The organism is Citrobacter sp. Cb023 (assembly GCF_030336805.1).
Lineage (GTDB): Bacteria > Pseudomonadota > Gammaproteobacteria > Enterobacterales > Enterobacteriaceae > Citrobacter > Citrobacter braakii.
In genome coordinates, this window is sequence record NZ_JAOWCV010000032.1 from 352,999 (window position 1) to 369,518 (window position 16,520).

Annotated in this window: 10 protein-coding genes; 8 read left to right on the forward strand and 2 right to left on the reverse strand. The window is 54.2% G+C overall.

Annotation, left to right across the window (positions count from 1 at the left end; all coding sequences use genetic code 11):
* Positions 1-41 precede the first annotated feature (41 nt).
* Genes glgB through glgP form a run of 5 tightly spaced genes read left to right on the forward strand, consistent with a single transcriptional unit; the run spans position 42 to position 9,410 of the window.
* On the forward strand, positions 42-2,225 hold the full coding sequence (gene glgB, locus OGW44_RS08150) for a 1,4-alpha-glucan branching enzyme (protein ID WP_016154817.1): 2,184 nt from the start codon (positions 42-44) through the stop codon (positions 2,223-2,225).
* A complete protein-coding gene (glgX, locus tag OGW44_RS08155; protein WP_019078135.1) occupies positions 2,225-4,201 on the forward strand; it encodes a glycogen debranching protein GlgX in 1,977 nt (658 codons plus the stop codon). The genes glgB and glgX overlap by 1 nt, the downstream gene beginning before the upstream one ends.
* A gap of 13 nt (positions 4,202-4,214) precedes the next feature.
* A complete protein-coding gene (glgC, locus tag OGW44_RS08160) occupies positions 4,215-5,510 on the forward strand; it encodes a glucose-1-phosphate adenylyltransferase (protein WP_016154815.1) in 1,296 nt (431 codons plus the stop codon).
* On the forward strand, positions 5,510-6,943 hold the full coding sequence (gene glgA, locus OGW44_RS08165) for a glycogen synthase GlgA (protein WP_016154814.1): 1,434 nt from the start codon (positions 5,510-5,512) through the stop codon (positions 6,941-6,943). The genes glgC and glgA overlap by 1 nt, the downstream gene beginning before the upstream one ends.
* 19 nt (positions 6,944-6,962) lie before the next feature.
* The gene (glgP, locus tag OGW44_RS08170) at positions 6,963-9,410 is read left to right on the forward strand and encodes a glycogen phosphorylase (RefSeq protein WP_016154813.1); all 2,448 of its coding nucleotides are present in this window, start codon (positions 6,963-6,965) and stop codon (positions 9,408-9,410) included.
* Between the two features lie 104 nt (positions 9,411-9,514).
* On the opposite strand, the gene glpD is transcribed toward glgP, so the two are convergent.
* Positions 9,515-11,023 carry a glycerol-3-phosphate dehydrogenase gene (gene glpD, locus OGW44_RS08175; RefSeq protein WP_185654943.1) on the reverse strand — a complete coding sequence of 503 codons (1,509 nt, stop codon included), beginning with the start codon at positions 11,021-11,023 and terminating at the stop codon, positions 9,515-9,517.
* A gap of 198 nt (positions 11,024-11,221) precedes the next feature.
* On the opposite strand from glpD, the gene glpE reads away from it, so the two are divergent.
* The 3 genes from glpE (at position 11,222) to OGW44_RS08190 (ending at position 13,323) form a co-directional block, all read left to right on the forward strand.
* Positions 11,222-11,548: a thiosulfate sulfurtransferase GlpE gene (gene glpE, locus OGW44_RS08180; protein ID WP_003023495.1), complete on the forward strand. Its 327-nt coding sequence runs from the start codon at positions 11,222-11,224 to the stop codon at positions 11,546-11,548.
* 170 nt (positions 11,549-11,718) lie between these two features.
* Positions 11,719-12,549 (forward strand): rhomboid family intramembrane serine protease GlpG, encoded by an 831-nt coding sequence (gene glpG, locus OGW44_RS08185; RefSeq protein ID WP_080859330.1) that lies wholly within the window; start codon positions 11,719-11,721, stop codon positions 12,547-12,549.
* Between the two features lie 15 nt (positions 12,550-12,564).
* A complete protein-coding gene (locus tag OGW44_RS08190; protein ID WP_003023499.1) occupies positions 12,565-13,323 on the forward strand; it encodes a DeoR/GlpR family transcriptional regulator in 759 nt (252 codons plus the stop codon).
* Positions 13,324-13,364: 41 nt separating this feature from the next.
* Here the strand turns inward: OGW44_RS08190 and malT are convergent, their stop codons facing one another.
* Positions 13,365-16,070: an HTH-type transcriptional regulator MalT gene (gene malT / locus OGW44_RS08195; RefSeq protein ID WP_109017928.1), complete on the reverse strand. Its 2,706-nt coding sequence runs from the start codon at positions 16,068-16,070 to the stop codon at positions 13,365-13,367.
* Positions 16,071-16,520 lie beyond the last annotated feature (450 nt).

The following is a 16,520-nucleotide window of genomic DNA, read 5'->3' on the forward strand; positions in this document are numbered from 1 at the left end:
ATCAGTTGGAAGGCGTGACACCATAAAACAGGATGACAACCATGTCCGTTCGTATCGATAGAGACGTGATTAATGCGCTAATTGCAGGCCATTTTGCGGATCCTTTTTCCGTACTCGGTATGCACCAAACTGACGCTGGACTTGAAGTCCGCGCCCTATTACCTGACGCCACCGAAGTGTGGGTGATCGAACCCAAAACCGGACGCAAAGTCGGCAAGCTGGACTGCCTCGACTCTCGCGGTTTTTTCTGTGCTGTACTTCCCCGCCGTAAAAATTTCTTTCGCTATCAGTTAGCTGTTGTCTGGCATGGACAGGAGAATCTGATTGATGACCCTTATCGTTTTGGCCCGCTGATCCAGGATATGGATGCCTGGCTGTTATCTGAAGGTACGCACCTGCGACCTTACGAAACGCTGGGCGCGCATGCGGATACCATGGATGGCGTAACCGGTACGCGCTTCTCCGTCTGGGCGCCTAACGCTCAACGCGTGTCAGTGGTTGGGCAGTTCAACTACTGGGATGGCCGTCGCCACCCGATGCGCCTGCGTAAAGAAAGCGGTATCTGGGAGCTGTTTATCCCCGGCGCGCAGCATGGTCAACTGTATAAATACGAGATGATCGATGCGAACGGTAAGCTGCGAATCAAAGCGGACCCTTACGCCTTCGAAGCGCAAATGCGCCCGGAAACCGCGTCGCTTATCTGCGGTCTGCCGGAAAAAGTGGTGCAAAGCGAGGAGCGAAAAAAAGCCAACCAGTTTGATGCGCCGATCTCTATCTATGAAGTGCACCTGGGCTCATGGCGTCGTCATACCGATAACAACTTCTGGCTGAGCTACCGCGAACTGGCGGATCAACTGGTGCCTTACGTCAAGTGGATGGGCTTTACCCATCTCGAACTGTTGCCGATTAATGAGCATCCGTTCGACGGTAGCTGGGGCTACCAACCTACCGGTATGTATGCGCCGACCCGTCGTTTCGGGACGCGTGATGATTTCCGCTATTTTGTGAATGCCGCGCATCAGGCCGGACTGAACGTCATTCTCGACTGGGTGCCGGGCCATTTCCCATCGGACGACTTTGGTCTGGCAGAGTTTGATGGCACCAATCTGTATGAGCATAGCGACCCGCGCGAAGGGTATCACCAGGACTGGAACACGCTGATCTACAACTACGGTCGCCGTGAAGTCAGTAACTATCTGGTGGGCAATGCCCTGTACTGGATTGAACGTTTTGGTATCGATGCGCTGCGCGTAGATGCCGTGGCGTCGATGATTTATCGCGACTACAGCCGTAAAGAAGGGGAGTGGGTCCCGAACGAATTTGGCGGTCGTGAAAACCTCGAAGCCATTGAGTTTTTACGTAATACCAACCGTATTCTTGGCGAGCAGGTGCCGGGGGCCGTGAGCATGGCGGAAGAGTCCACCGACTTTGCCGGCGTTTCAAGGCCACAGGATATGGGCGGTTTAGGGTTCTGGTATAAGTGGAACCTCGGCTGGATGCACGACACGCTGGACTACATGAAGTTGGATCCGGTTCATCGTCAGTTCCATCACGATAAGCTGACCTTCGGCATGCTGTACAACTACACCGAAAACTTTGTCCTGCCGCTGTCGCACGATGAAGTGGTACACGGTAAAAAATCAATTCTCGATCGCATGCCGGGAGACGCATGGCAGAAGTTTGCCAACCTGCGCGCCTACTACGGCTGGATGTGGGCCTTCCCGGGCAAGAAACTGCTGTTTATGGGCAACGAGTTTGCTCAGGGGCGTGAATGGAATCACGACGCCAGCCTCGACTGGCATCTGCTGGAAGGCGGCGATAACTGGCACCACGGCGTACAGCGTTTGGTGCGCGATCTGAACCTTACCTATCGTCATCACAAAGCGCTGCACGAGCTTGATTTTGACGCTTATGGCTTCGAGTGGCTGGTGGTGGATGACAAAGAACGTTCGGTGCTGGCTTTCGTTCGTCGTGACAAAGTCGGTAATGAAATCATCGTTATCAGCAACTTTACGCCAGTGCCTCGCCACGGCTATCGCTTCGGTATCAATCAGCCGGGCAAATGGCGCGAGATCCTCAATACCGATTCGATGCATTATCACGGTAGCAATACCGGTAACGGCGGCGCGGTGCACAGCGATGAAATCGCCAGTCATGGTCGTCAGCACTCACTGAGCCTGACGTTGCCACCGCTGGCAACGATCTGGCTGGTGCGGGAGGGATAATGACGCAACTGGCAACCGGCAACGCCACCCCCCATGGTGCAACGTATGACGGCCATGGCGTCAATTTCACCCTCTTTTCGGCCCACGCTGAACGCGTTGAATTATGCGTATTCGATGAGCAAGGCTGCGAACTCCGCTACGACCTGCCGGGGCGTAGCGGCGATGTCTGGCACGGCTATCTGGCCAACGCCCGTCCCGGTCTACGCTATGGCTATCGCGTACATGGTCCGTGGCAACCGCAGCAGGGCCACCGGTTTAATCCGGCGAAACTGCTGCTTGACCCTTGCGCGCGTCGGGTGGATGGCGAGTTAAAAGATAACCCACTGCTGCATGGTGGGCTGAATGAACCGGATCATCATGATAACGCCGCCATCGCGCTGAAGGGCGTGGTGGTGTCCGACCATTATGACTGGGAGGATGATGCCCCGCCGCGCACGCCGTGGGGCAATACCGTAATTTACGAAGCGCATGTCAAAGGGCTGACGTATTTGCATCCTGACCTGCCGGAAGAAATTCGCGGGACCTACAAAGCGCTGGGTCATCCGGTGATGATCGACTATTTCAAGCGCCTCGGCATTACCGCGCTGGAGCTGTTACCGGTGGCGCATTTCGCCAGCGAACCGCGGCTTCAGCGGCTGGGCCTGTCAAACTACTGGGGCTACAACCCGGTGGCGATGTACGCGCTGCATCCGGCCTATGCCAGCTCGCCGGAGAGTGCGCTTGATGAGTTTCGCGACGCGGTAAAAGCGCTGCATAAAGCGGGTATTGAGGTCATTCTCGACATCGTTTTAAACCACAGCGCCGAGCTGGATCTCGAAGGACCTGTCTTCTCGCTGCGCGGAATTGATAACCGTAGCTATTATTGGATCAGAGATGATGGCGATTACTACAACTGGACCGGTTGTGGGAACACCATCAATCTGAGCCATCCTGGCGTTGTGGAATACGCATGCGAGTGCCTGCGCTACTGGGTTGAAACCTGCCATGTGGATGGTTTTCGTTTTGATTTGGCTTCCGTCATGGGGCGTACGCCTGAGTTTCGTCAGGATGCTCCGCTGTTTACCGCGATCCAAAACTGTCCGCTGCTTTCACGCGCCAAGCTGATTGCGGAACCGTGGGATATTGGTGAAGGCGGGTATCAGGTGGGGAATTTCCCCCCGCCGTTTGCCGAGTGGAACGACCATTTCCGCGATGCGACGCGACGTTTTTGGCTCCAGCGTAATCTTTCGTTGGGCGAGTTTGCCGGACGTTTTGCCGCATCCAGCGACGTGTTTAAACGCCCGGGCCGCAATCCCAGCGCCACGGTCAATCTGGTGACCGCGCATGACGGTTTTACGCTACGCGACTGCGTTTGCTTCACAAATAAGCACAATGAAGCGAATGGTGAGGAAAATCGCGACGGCACTAGCAATAACTACAGTGACAATCATGGTAAAGAAGGATTAGGCGGCTCGCTGGACCTGATTGAGCGGCGGCGCGACAGCATTCATGCGCTGTTAACCACGCTGTTGCTCTCCCAGGGGACGCCGATGCTGCTGGCGGGTGATGAGCATGGTCATAGCCAGCACGGTAATAATAACGCTTACTGCCAGGATAACGCCTTAACCTGGCTGGACTGGCAGCAGGCAAACAGTGGGCTAACCACATTTACCGCCGCGTTGATTCATCTGCGCCGGCAAATACCTGCATTAACAGGCGATTGCTGGTGGGAAGAGGGCGATGGCAATGTTCGTTGGCTGAATAAGTACGCACAACCCTTAAGTGCGGATGAGTGGCATAACGGCCCGAGGCAGATGCAAATCCTGCTTTCAGATCGTTTCCTGATTGCAATAAACGCCACGCTTGAGGTGACAGATATCGTTTTACCTGAAGGGGAATGGCATGCCATTCCCCCATTTGCCGGAGAGGATAATCCGGTGCTTACGGCGGTCTGGCAGGGACCTGCGCACGGACTGTGTGTGTTCCAGAGAAGATAAAAAGGAGTTAGTCATGGTAAGTTTAGAGAAGAACGATCGTGTAATGTTGGCGCGCCAGCTGCCATTAAAATCTGTTGCCCTGATCCTGGCCGGTGGCCGCGGTACTCGCCTGAAAGATTTAACCAATAAGCGTGCCAAGCCTGCCGTGCACTTTGGCGGTAAGTTCCGCATTATCGATTTTGCCTTATCCAACTGTCTTAATTCTGGGATCCGCCGTATCGGCGTGATCACTCAGTACCAGTCACACACGCTGGTGCAGCATATTCAGCGCGGCTGGTCGTTCTTTAGTGAAGAGATGAACGAGTTCGTCGATCTGCTGCCTGCCCAGCAGAGGATGCAGGGTGAAAACTGGTATCGCGGTACGGCGGATGCGGTGACCCAAAACCTGGACATCATTCGACGCTATAAAGCGGAATATGTGGTGATCCTCGCGGGCGATCATATTTATAAGCAGGACTACTCACGCATGCTGATCGACCACGTTGAGAAAGGCGCGCGTTGCACAGTGGCCTGTATGCCAGTGCCTATTGAAGAGGCCAGCGCGTTTGGCGTAATGGACGTGGACGACACCGATAAAATTATCGAGTTCGTTGAAAAACCTGCCAACCCGCCAGCGATGCCTAATGATCCGACCAAATCGCTTGCCAGTATGGGGATCTACATCTTCGACGCCGATTATCTGTATGAACTGCTGGCGGAAGATGACCTCGATGAAAAATCCAGTCACGATTTTGGCAAAGACATCATCCCGAAAATCACCGAAGCTGGCATGGCATATGCACATCCATTCCCATTGTCCTGCGTACAGTCTGACCCGGAATCCGAGCCGTACTGGCGCGATGTGGGAACGCTGGAAGCCTACTGGAAAGCAAACCTCGATCTGGCTTCGGTGACGCCTGAACTGGATATGTACGACCAGGACTGGCCAATCCGTACGCATATGGAATCACTGCCGCCGGCGAAATTTGTTCAGGACCGTTCCGGTAGCCACGGAATGACGCTGAACTCGCTGGTCTCCGGCGGCTGTATTATTTCTGGTTCGGTGGTAGTGCAGTCCGTTCTGTTCCCGCGAGTGCGGGTGAATTCATTCTGTAACATTGATTCGGCAGTGTTGTTACCTGAAGTGTGGGTGGGACGTTCGTGCCGCTTACGTCGTTGCATTATCGACCGCGCCTGCGTTATTCCTGAAGGCATGGTGATTGGTGAAAACGCGGAAGAAGATGCTCGTCGTTTCTACCGTTCAGAGGAAGGTATTGTACTGGTCACGCGTGAAATGCTGCGCAAACTGCAGATCAAACAGGAGCGATAATGCAGGTTTTACACGTTTGTTCAGAGATGTTCCCTTTGTTAAAAACCGGGGGACTGGCGGATGTTATTGGGGCGTTACCCGCAGCGCAAATCGCGGACGGTGTGGATGCCCGCGTGCTGCTCCCGGCGTTTCCTGATATCCGTCGCGGCATTCCCGATGCGCAGGTAGTGACGCGTCGCGATACCTTCGCCGGACGTATTACGCTGTTGTTCGGGCATTTCAACGGTGTGGGCATTTACCTGATTGACGCGCCGCATCTCTATGACCGTCCCGGTAGCCCGTATCACGACACTAATCTGTTTGCGTATACCGATAACGTGCTGCGTTTTGCGCTGCTGGGCTGGGTCGGCAGTGAAATGGCCTGTGGCTTTGACCCATTCTGGCGCCCGGATGTGGTGCATGCGCACGACTGGCATGCCGGTCTGGCCCCGGCGTATCTGGCGGCGCGCGGCCATCCGGCGAAATCGGTGTTCACTGTGCACAACCTGGCGTATCAAGGCATGTTTTATGCAAAGCATATGGATGACATCCAATTGCCATGGTCGTTCTTTAACGTGCACGGACTGGAGTTTAACGGGCAGATTTCTTTCCTGAAGGCCGGGTTGTACTACGCCGACCACATTACGGCGGTCAGTCCGACCTACGCGCGGGAAATTACCGAGCCGCAGTTTGCCTACGGCATGGAAGGTCTGTTGCAGCAGCGTCATCGTGAAGGACGTCTTTCCGGTGTGCTGAACGGCGTTGATGAAAAAATCTGGAGCCCGGAAACCGATCTGCTGCTGGCGTCGCGGTATACGCGTGAAACGCTGGAAGAGAAGGCGGAGAACAAACGCCAGCTACAGATCGCGATGGGACTTAAGGTTAACGACAAAGTGCCGTTATTTGCCGTAGTCAGCCGCCTGACCAGTCAGAAAGGGCTGGATCTGGTGCTGGAAGCGCTACCGGGGTTGTTAGAGCAGGGTGGACAGCTGGCATTGCTTGGTGCGGGCGATCCGGTTTTACAGGAAGGTTTCCTCGCCGCGGCGGCGGAACATCCAGGACAGGTGGGCGTACAGATTGGCTATCACGAAGCCTTCTCGCACCGCATCATGGGTGGGGCCGACGTTATATTGGTTCCCAGCCGTTTTGAGCCGTGTGGCTTAACGCAGTTGTATGGACTGAAGTACGGCACGCTGCCGCTGGTGCGGCGCACCGGTGGGCTGGCTGATACGGTCTCTGACAGTTCGCTGGAAAACCTGGCGGATGGTATCGCCAGTGGGTTTGTATTTGAAGATAGTAATGCCTGGTCGCTGCTACGCGCGATTCGGCGTGCTTTCGTATTGTGGTCCCGGCCTTCGCTGTGGCGGTTTGTACAACGTCAGGCCATGACCATGGATTTTAGCTGGCAAGTCGCGGCGAAGTCATACCGTGAGCTTTACTATCGTTTGAAATAGATATCCAGGAATCACCTATATGAATGCTCCATTTACTTATGCATCGCCCACACTCAGCGTAGAGGCACTTAAGCATTCTATCGCCTACAAGCTGATGTTCACGATTGGTAAAGACCCGGTTATTGCCAATAAACATGAGTGGCTGAACGCCACGTTGTTCGCGGTGCGCGATCGTCTCGTGGAGCGCTGGCTGCGTTCTAACCGTGCGCAATTATCCCAGGAAACTCGACAGGTTTATTATCTGTCAATGGAGTTTCTGATTGGCCGCACACTTTCCAATGCACTGTTATCGTTGGGTATTTATGACGATGTCAAAAATGCGCTGGAAGGTATGGGGTTGGATCTTGAAGATCTGATCGATGAAGAAAACGACCCTGGTCTTGGCAACGGTGGCCTCGGGCGCCTGGCGGCCTGCTTCCTGGACTCACTGGCAACGTTGGGTCTGCCGGGACGCGGCTACGGTATTCGTTATGACTACGGCATGTTCAAACAGAACATTGTTGATGGCCGACAGAAAGAGTCACCGGACTACTGGCTGGAATACGGTAACCCGTGGGAATTCAAACGCCACAATACGCGTTACAAAGTGCGCTTTGGCGGGCGTATTCAGCAGGAAGGCAAGAAAACGCGCTGGATAGAAACTGAAGAGATCCTCGCGGTAGCCTACGACCAAATTATTCCCGGTTATGACACAGACGCCACCAATACGCTGCGCTTGTGGAATGCCCAGGCCAGTAGCGAAATCAACCTCGGTAAATTTAACCAGGGCGACTACTTTGCGGCGGTGGAAGATAAAAACCACTCCGAGAACGTCTCCCGCGTGCTGTATCCGGATGACTCCACCTATTCCGGACGCGAGCTGCGTTTGCGCCAGGAGTATTTCCTGGTCTCCTCCACGGTGCAGGACATCCTGAACCGTCATTATCAACTGCACAAAACCTACGACAACCTGGCAGATAAGATCGCCATTCACCTCAACGACACCCATCCGGTACTGTCGATTCCTGAGCTGATGCGTCTGCTGATCGATGAGCACAAATTCAGTTGGGATAATGCGTTTGAGGTCTGCTGCCAGGTCTTCTCGTATACCAACCACACCTTGATGAGCGAAGCGCTGGAGACCTGGCCTGTCGATATGCTGGGCAAAATTCTGCCGCGCCATCTGCAAATCATCTTTGAGATTAACGACTACTTCCTGAAGACGTTGCAGGAACAGTATCCGAACGATACCAGTCTGCTGGGACGGACGTCGATTATCGATGAATCCAACGGCCGCCGGGTGCGTATGGCATGGCTCGCAGTGGTGGTGAGCCACAAGGTTAACGGCGTTTCTGAGCTGCACTCCAACCTGATGGTGCAGTCGCTGTTTGCTGACTTTGCGAAGATTTTCCCGACTCGCTTCTGTAACGTCACCAACGGCGTGACGCCGCGCCGCTGGCTGGCGCTGGCTAACCCATCGCTCTCTGAGGTGCTGGATGAGAACATTGGCCGCACCTGGCGAACCGATCTCAGCCAGCTAAGCGAGCTTGAACAGCACTGCGATTACCCGCTGGTAAATCAGGCGGTGCGCCGTGCGAAACTGGAGAATAAAAAACGTCTGGCAACGCTCATTGCCCAGCAGCTTAACGTGGTGGTGAACCCGAAATCGCTGTTTGATGTGCAGATCAAGCGTATTCACGAGTACAAACGCCAGTTGATGAACGTGCTGCATGTGATCACCCGCTACAACCGCATTAAGGCCGATCCTGATGCCGAGTGGGTGCCGCGCGTGAATATCTTCGCCGGTAAAGCGGCTTCGGCCTATTACATGGCGAAGCACATCATTCACCTGATCAACGACGTCGCGAAAGTGATCAACAACGATCCGCAAATTGGTGACAAGCTGAAAGTGGTGTTTATTCCTAACTACAGCGTCAGCCTGGCGCAGGTGATTATTCCTGCTGCCGACCTGTCTGAGCAGATTTCGCTGGCCGGGACCGAAGCCTCTGGTACCAGTAATATGAAGTTTGCCCTCAACGGCGCGCTGACCATTGGGACGCTGGACGGTGCCAACGTCGAGATGCTGGAGCATGTGGGCGCAGAAAATATCTTTATCTTTGGTAATACGGCGGAAGAGGTCGAAGCCTTACGCAGCCAGGGCTACAAGCCGCGTGAGTATTACGAGAAAGACGAAGAGCTGCACCAGGTGCTGACGCAGATTGGCAGCGGTGTATTCAGCCCTGAGGAGCCGGGGCGCTATCGTGACCTGGTTGACTCGCTGATCAACTTTGGCGACCACTATCAGGTTCTGGCGGATTATCGCAGCTACGTTGACTGCCAGGATAAGGTTGACGAACTGTATCGCCACCCGGAAGAGTGGACCACCAAGTCGATGATTAATATCGCCAACATGGGCTATTTCTCGTCGGACAGGACGATCAAAGAGTACGCCGAAAACATCTGGCATATCGACTCGGTGCGGTTGTAACAAGGGCAGGACGATCTATAGGCCGGGTAAGGCGTTAGCCGCCATCCGGCAAAAGGCCCGGTAGCGCTGACGCTTACCGGGCCTACAGTTTTATATCGAGTATCTTAAGACGCCAGCGACAGCTGCTGTTTCTCAATGTACTCCGCCAGCCACTGGGTCATGCGCGACTGCTGTTCAGCGTTCAGCCACATACCTTCTTTCGTGCGACGCCACAGCGCATCTTCCGCACGGCGCACCCATTCGTGATCGACCAGATATTTCAGCTCGGCCTCATAGAACTCATGGCCGAAGTCTTCACCTAACTCGGCAAGCGAGGTGGCTTCCCCGATAATCCATTCGGTGTTACTGCCGTAGGTGCGCGAATAATGGCGCGCCAGCGACTCGGTCAGGAACGGGTAGCGACGGCGCAGTTTGGCCGCGTAATCTTCACGAGCGCCGCCGATGTCACCGCCTGGCAGAATGCACTCTTTTGTCCACGCCGGACCGATTCCCTGATAGTACGACGCCAGTTTTTCCATCGCGTGTTCGGCCAGCTTACGATAGGTCGTCAGCTTACCACCAAAGACCGACAGCAGCGGCGCTTTGCCGTTTTCGTCGTGGATATCCAGCGTGTAATCACGGGTGATAGCCTGCGGCGAGTCGGACTCGTCATCGCACAGCGGACGTACGCCCGAGTAGGTCCAGACGATATCGTCACGGCCCAGTTGTTTCTTAAAGTGCGCGTTGTAGACCTTCAGCAGGTAATTGATTTCACTCTCATCAATTTTTACCGCTTTCGGATCGCCTTTGTATTCGACGTCAGTCGTCCCGATGATCGAGAATTCGTCCATCCATGGGATGACAAACACAATACGTTTATCTTCGTTTTGCAGTATATAAGCTTGCTTCTGGGTATGGACGCGCGGCACTACGATGTGGCTGCCTTTAATCAGACGAATACCGTACGGCGATGGCAGATGCATGCCGTCGTCGAAGAACTCTTTCACCCATGGGCCGGTGGCATTGACCAGACCACGCGCCTGCCAGGTGTGCTTTTTACCGGTATCGATATCTTCAGCTTCAACAATCCACAATCCGTTTTCACGGCGAGCGGAGGTAGCGCGAGTGCGGGTTAACACCTCTCCGCCTTTGCGTACGACCATTTGGGCGTTTGCCAAAACCAGTCGCGCATCGTCTACCCAGCAGTCGGAATATTCGAAACCGCGCACAATCTCAGGTTTCATTACGGAATCTGCGCCAAAACGCAAACCGGTCGAACTCGGCAAACTGGTGCGTTTGCCCAGATGATCGTACATAAACAGACCAATGCGGATCATCCACGCTGGACGCAGGTGCGGGCGATGGGGCAGACGAAAGCGCATCGGGAAGGCGATATGCGGTGCCATTTTCAACAACACCTCACGTTCGGCCAGCGCTTCGCTCACCAGGCGAAATTCGTAGTGTTCCAGGTAGCGCAGGCCACCGTGGATGAGTTTGGAGCTAGCGGAAGAGGTGGCGCAGGCTAAATCCTGCGCTTCCAGCATCAGCACGGATAAACCGCGTCCAGCGGCATCTGCCGCGATACCGGCACCGTTGATGCCTCCACCTATCACAATCAGATCTTTGGTTTCCATGCTGGCCTCTCGCACTTTCGTTATAGCTCATTAATGTTCGTTATCGAGCATAATAGCAAAGAATCGCGCCATTGGTAACATCGGATAAACAATTTACAGTGATACATATAACATTATGGCGTTTAACTGCCGTCGGGACGTACACTAAGAAGTAACATGTCTGAAAAGCGTCACCTGCAATATAAAGAAGAGAGAGCAATGGATCAGTTTGAATGTATTAATGTCGAAGAAGCGCATCAGAAGCTGCACCAGGGGGCCGCGGTGTTAGTGGATATCCGCGACCCGCAAAGCTATGCGATGGGTCACGCCCCACAGGCGTTTCATCTGACGAACGACACGCTGGGGTCATTTATGCGCGAGCATGATTTCGACACCGCTGTGTTAGTAATGTGTTATCACGGCAACAGCAGTAAAGGCGCGGCGCAATATCTTCTTCAGCAGGGCTATGACGCGGTTTACAGTGTTGACGGCGGCTTCGACGCCTGGCATCGACATTTTCCGGCAGAAGTGGCATACGGTTCGTAAGACTATACCCAAATTAATTCGAGTTGCATCGCGACGGCGACGCAGCAAATCTCCGGGAGTGTACGAACAGTATGTGACCGGAGTGAGTGAGGAAAGCCAACAAAGATGCAGCTCGAAGTAAGAAGGGTATATATACTGTCCTCTTTTGTGTGGAATAAGCGACAGCAACCATGTTGATGATTACCTCTTTTGCTAACCCCCGCGTGGCGCAGGCATTTGTTGATTATATGGCGACACAGGGCGTTATCCTGACGATTCAACAACATCAGCAAACGGACGTCTGGCTGGCGGATGAGGCCCAGGCTGAGCGCGTGCATGCTGAGCTGGCGCGATTTCTGGAGAATCCAGGCGATCCGCGTTACCTCGCGGCAAGCTGGCAGTCGGGTCATACTGACAGCGGTCTGCGCTACCAGCGTTATCCGTTCCTGGCCACATTGCGCGAACGCGCAGGCCCGGTAACCTGGGTGGTGATGGCCGCGTGTGTGCTGGTCTTTATCGCGATGAACACGCTGGGCGACCAGACCGTGATGCTCTGGCTGGCATGGCCGTTTGACCCTTCGCTGAAATTTGAATTCTGGCGTTATTTCACCCACGCTTTTATGCACTTCTCGCTGATGCATATTCTGTTCAACCTGCTGTGGTGGTGGTATCTCGGCGGTGCGGTAGAAAAGCGTCTGGGCAGCGGAAAACTGATTGTAATTACCGTGATCAGCGCCCTGCTAAGCGGCTACGTTCAGCAGAAATTTAGCGGCCCGTGGTTTGGTGGGCTGTCTGGCGTGGTATATGCGCTGATGGGTTATGTGTGGTTGCGCGGCGAGCGCGATCCACAAAGTGGTATTTTCCTGCAGCGTGGTTTGATTATCTTTGCTTTGATCTGGATTGTTGCCGGCTGGTTTGATGTGTTCGGCATGTCGATGGCGAACGGCGCACATATCGCCGGGCTGGCCGTGGGTCTGGCAATGGCGTTTGCCGATACTATGAATGTACGAAAACGAACGTAATTTCAGGGAACAATAATGAAGCAAACACAACGACATGACGCGATCATCGAGCTGGTAAAGAAACAGGGATACGTCAGTACTGAGGAGCTGGTGGAGCATTTCTCCGTCAGCCCGCAGACGATTCGCCGCGATCTTAACGATCTGGCCGATCAGAACATGATTTTGCGCCATCACGGTGGCGCGGCGCTGCCCTCCAGCTCGGTCAACACCCCGTGGCATGACCGTAAAGCGACACAGACGGCGGAAAAAGAGCGCATTGCCCGCAAAGTTGCCACGCAGATCCCGAACGGTTCTACGTTGTTCATTGATATCGGCACTACGCCGGAAGCGGTAGCTCACGCGCTGCTCAATCACAGCAATTTACGCATTGTGACCAACAACCTCAATGTGGCGAATACGCTGATGGCGAAAGAGGATTTTCGCATCATACTCGCCGGTGGCGAACTGCGTAGCCGCGACGGCGGTATTATGGGCGAAGCGACCCTCGACTTTATTTCTCAGTTCCGCCTGGACTTCGGCATCTTAGGGATTAGCGGTATCGATAGCGATGGCTCCCTGCTGGAGTTTGATTATCACGAAGTTCGCACCAAGCGCGCGATTATTGAGAATTCACGGCATGTGATGCTGGTGGTGGATCACTCGAAGTTTGGGCGTAACGCGATGGTGAATATGGGCAGTATCAGCATGGTGGATGCGGTGTATACCGACACGCTGCCGCCAGCTGGCGTGATGCAGGTTATTGCGGACCATCATATTCAGTTAGAGCTGTGCTAAGTTAATTCCAGGCCTGATAAGCGTAGCGTATCAGGCATTAACTAAACCCCATACCCCATCATTTTCAGCAGTTTCTGCGCATGTTGCACCGCATCCTGGCGGTGTGCGACGCCGAGCTTTTGATACAAATTGCGGATGTGCGTCTTGATGGTCGTTGCCGCGACGGCTAATTCTCCGGCGATCTGCTCGTTGCTGTAGCCCGAATAAATCAGTCCCAGAACCTGCCATTCGCGCTGGGTCAGCGGGCTGGTGCGGATAAGCTCCGGTACTTCCGGGTGAGTAAGCAGACGCTCAACGAACCCTTCATCGAAGTGGGCGAATTTATGGCGGTGATGCTGGTTAATTTCACGCAAAATACGCTGGGCGCGGTGCTGATCGAGTTCCGGTAAGGTATTGAGCTGAATCAGCTGACGCAGTTGCTGCGCCATGGCCTCACCTTCAATGACAAAGTGACTGATAAATCCGGTGCGGTTCGCCAGCTGCAGCGCGTCGAGTAACACGCGCTGTGCGTCATTTTTGCGTCCTGCCTGCCAGTAGAGCTGATTAAGCAGCAGCAGGTTACGGTTCAGATCGCTCATCAGGCGCAGATTGCGCGCATTTTCATTCAACTCTTCCAGCACAATCTCAGCCGGTTCAAACTCGCCCAGCAGGATCTGCGCGCGGGCGATGTTGCGCCACTGGCTTTGCAGAAAGTGGTTATTGGCGAATTCCGGTTTCGGCGTGTGGCGCAGCCAGTTGGCGGCCGAGTTTTTGTCGCCCACCATTTGCCAGTAAATCACCCGTACCTTATCGGCGTTCGAGATCCAGTCACTGTGATAGTGACCGTTACCCAGCAGGTTTTCCAGGCGGTTGAGCAGGCTACGCGCATTATCCAGATCCCCCCGGGCCAGCGAACATTGAATCAGCAGCGCCAGGCACTGTAGCTGTTGCTGCGGCTGGAATGTGGAAAGCAGTTCAATACCCGCGCGGGCAGACGCTTCCGATTCGTCCAGGCGCGCCCATGCCCACAGCAGCTGCGCGCGAATACGCACCAGGAACTCGTGCATCGGCAACTGTTCCAGATGCTGCTCTTTGATCAACTGAAACGCTTTTTCCTGAGTCTCCCAGGCGGCCTGTAAAAAGCCCTGGGCAAACAAAATTTCGCTTTGCTGGATTAAACTCCACAGCGCGTAATGCCAGACGTCATGATGGCGTGCCATTTGCTCGGTTTGCTGCATTAACGCCAGAGAACGCGTGAGATCGCCCTTGCAGTGCAGGACTTCACCGTGTACCGAGGTGGCGACGATACGGCTATAGAACCAGGCGATGGGTAACTCATCCAGCGCCAGCTTTGCCAGGCGCTCGGCTTCGTCAGGATTGCCGTCGTTAATCGCGACCTGCGCACGCAGGGCGTTAAATTCGGCGTGCAGCGTCGGTTCCATGTCGCCTTTCATTTCCTGCTCAGCGCGCGCCAGCAGGGTATTAACCTCGCCGTAGCGGTGCTGGCTTTGCATCAGCCAGGCTTGCAGCAGAACCAGACGCGGATTTTCCAGCAGACTTTCCCACGGCAGGGCTTTCAGCGACTCTTCCAGTAATGTCAGTTCGCTGTGGTTAAACAGTCCCCACGCATGGTTAAGCAGGATATCGCGCAGCATATGGGCGTCGCCTGCCGCCAGCGCGTGGTGGATAGCTTCGCTGGGGAAGCCTTGCGCCATCCAGCTTTCAGCGGCGGCGCGGTGTATTTCGGGCAGTTCGCTTGCCAGCTCCCACTGACAGCGCTGGCGTAAAAAGCTGCCAAACAGCGGGTGGTAGCTGAACCACTCACCGACGTCATCCATCCGCTGCAAGAATAATCCCTGGCGCTCAATCTCCTCCAGCCGCATCTGGCCGTTTTCTTCCCCGGTGACCCGGACGATCAGTGCGTCGTTCATTGAGCGCAGAATGGCGCTTTTCAGCAGGAAGTGACGGGTGCCGAGGTCGACGCTGTCCAGCACTTCATCAACCAGATAATCGGACAGATGGCTGGCGTTGATCCCGGCGAGGCGGCGTGCGGACTGGTGTGCAGAGTGGTTGTTCTGGCGGGCGGAGAGGGCAATCAGCTGTAACGCCGTGGCCCAGCCAGCAACGTCATCGCACATCCGGCTGCTTTCTGCCGCTTCGATAGGTGAGGACAAACGTCTATCGAAAAATTGTTTGGCTTCCTGGTGGTTAAACGCCAGCTGTTGGCTGCCTATCTCCAGCAATTGATCGCGTACTCGCAGGTTGGCAATACCCAACTGCGGCAGGTTGCGCGACAGCACGACCAGCGTGAGGTTCTCAGGCTGATGACGCAGGAAGAAACGCATCGCTTCGTGAATTGCCGGATTGGAGATGAGATGATAATCATCCACTACCAGGTAGAGCGGGCGGTGCCACTCGGCCAGTTCAATAAATAGCTGCGCAAACAGTGACGTCAGGCTGGCGTATTGGCGCTTTTGCACCATTGTTTCGCTGGTGGTGCAGTGCCCACCGGTTGCCTGTTGGATAGCGGCGATCAGATAGCTGGCAAAGCGCTCTTGCTGATTATCGCCTTCATCCAGAGAGTACCAGCCTAAGTCGTTCTTCCCCGCTGCCCATTGTGAAACCAACGTCGTTTTTCCATAACCAGCAGGACTTGTTATCAGGGCAAGCCTGAAATTGTTCGCGCCGGAAAGTTTAGCCAACAGGCGCTCACGAACCACCGTATGGTCGAGTCGAACCGGACGACTTAATTTAGACGGAATCAACATAAGTTAGTCACTTCACTGTGTGAAAATGGGGAAAAATGATTTTTTTTGCGCTTCGTAATTAATAGATATAAGGTCGGCCAGATTAGTGTTTTATGCAAGCTAAGCGGACTTTTTGTGTGTCTGATTTTGCACTATGTCACAAATCTATACATCTATTACATTAATTGCTTTAAAGAGTCACAACAGGCGTGGCGACTGGATCCGTCGGTATTTTGGCTGAGCCGAAAAATACCTCCCTTTTTATAAGGTTACTCAGTTGCTTAATGTAAAGAGCCGAATTTTGTGGCCGACTTAAAAGTTTTATGTGAATTATCTTATCCACCTTGGATATTTCAGGTTAGAAACTATTTCTCTGTTTACAGATTGTTTCCCATCGTCACCCCTCTATTTGATATTGTCGATTTATCTCTTGTTATTAATGCGTCGTCCGTTGGGCATTACAGGGGCGTT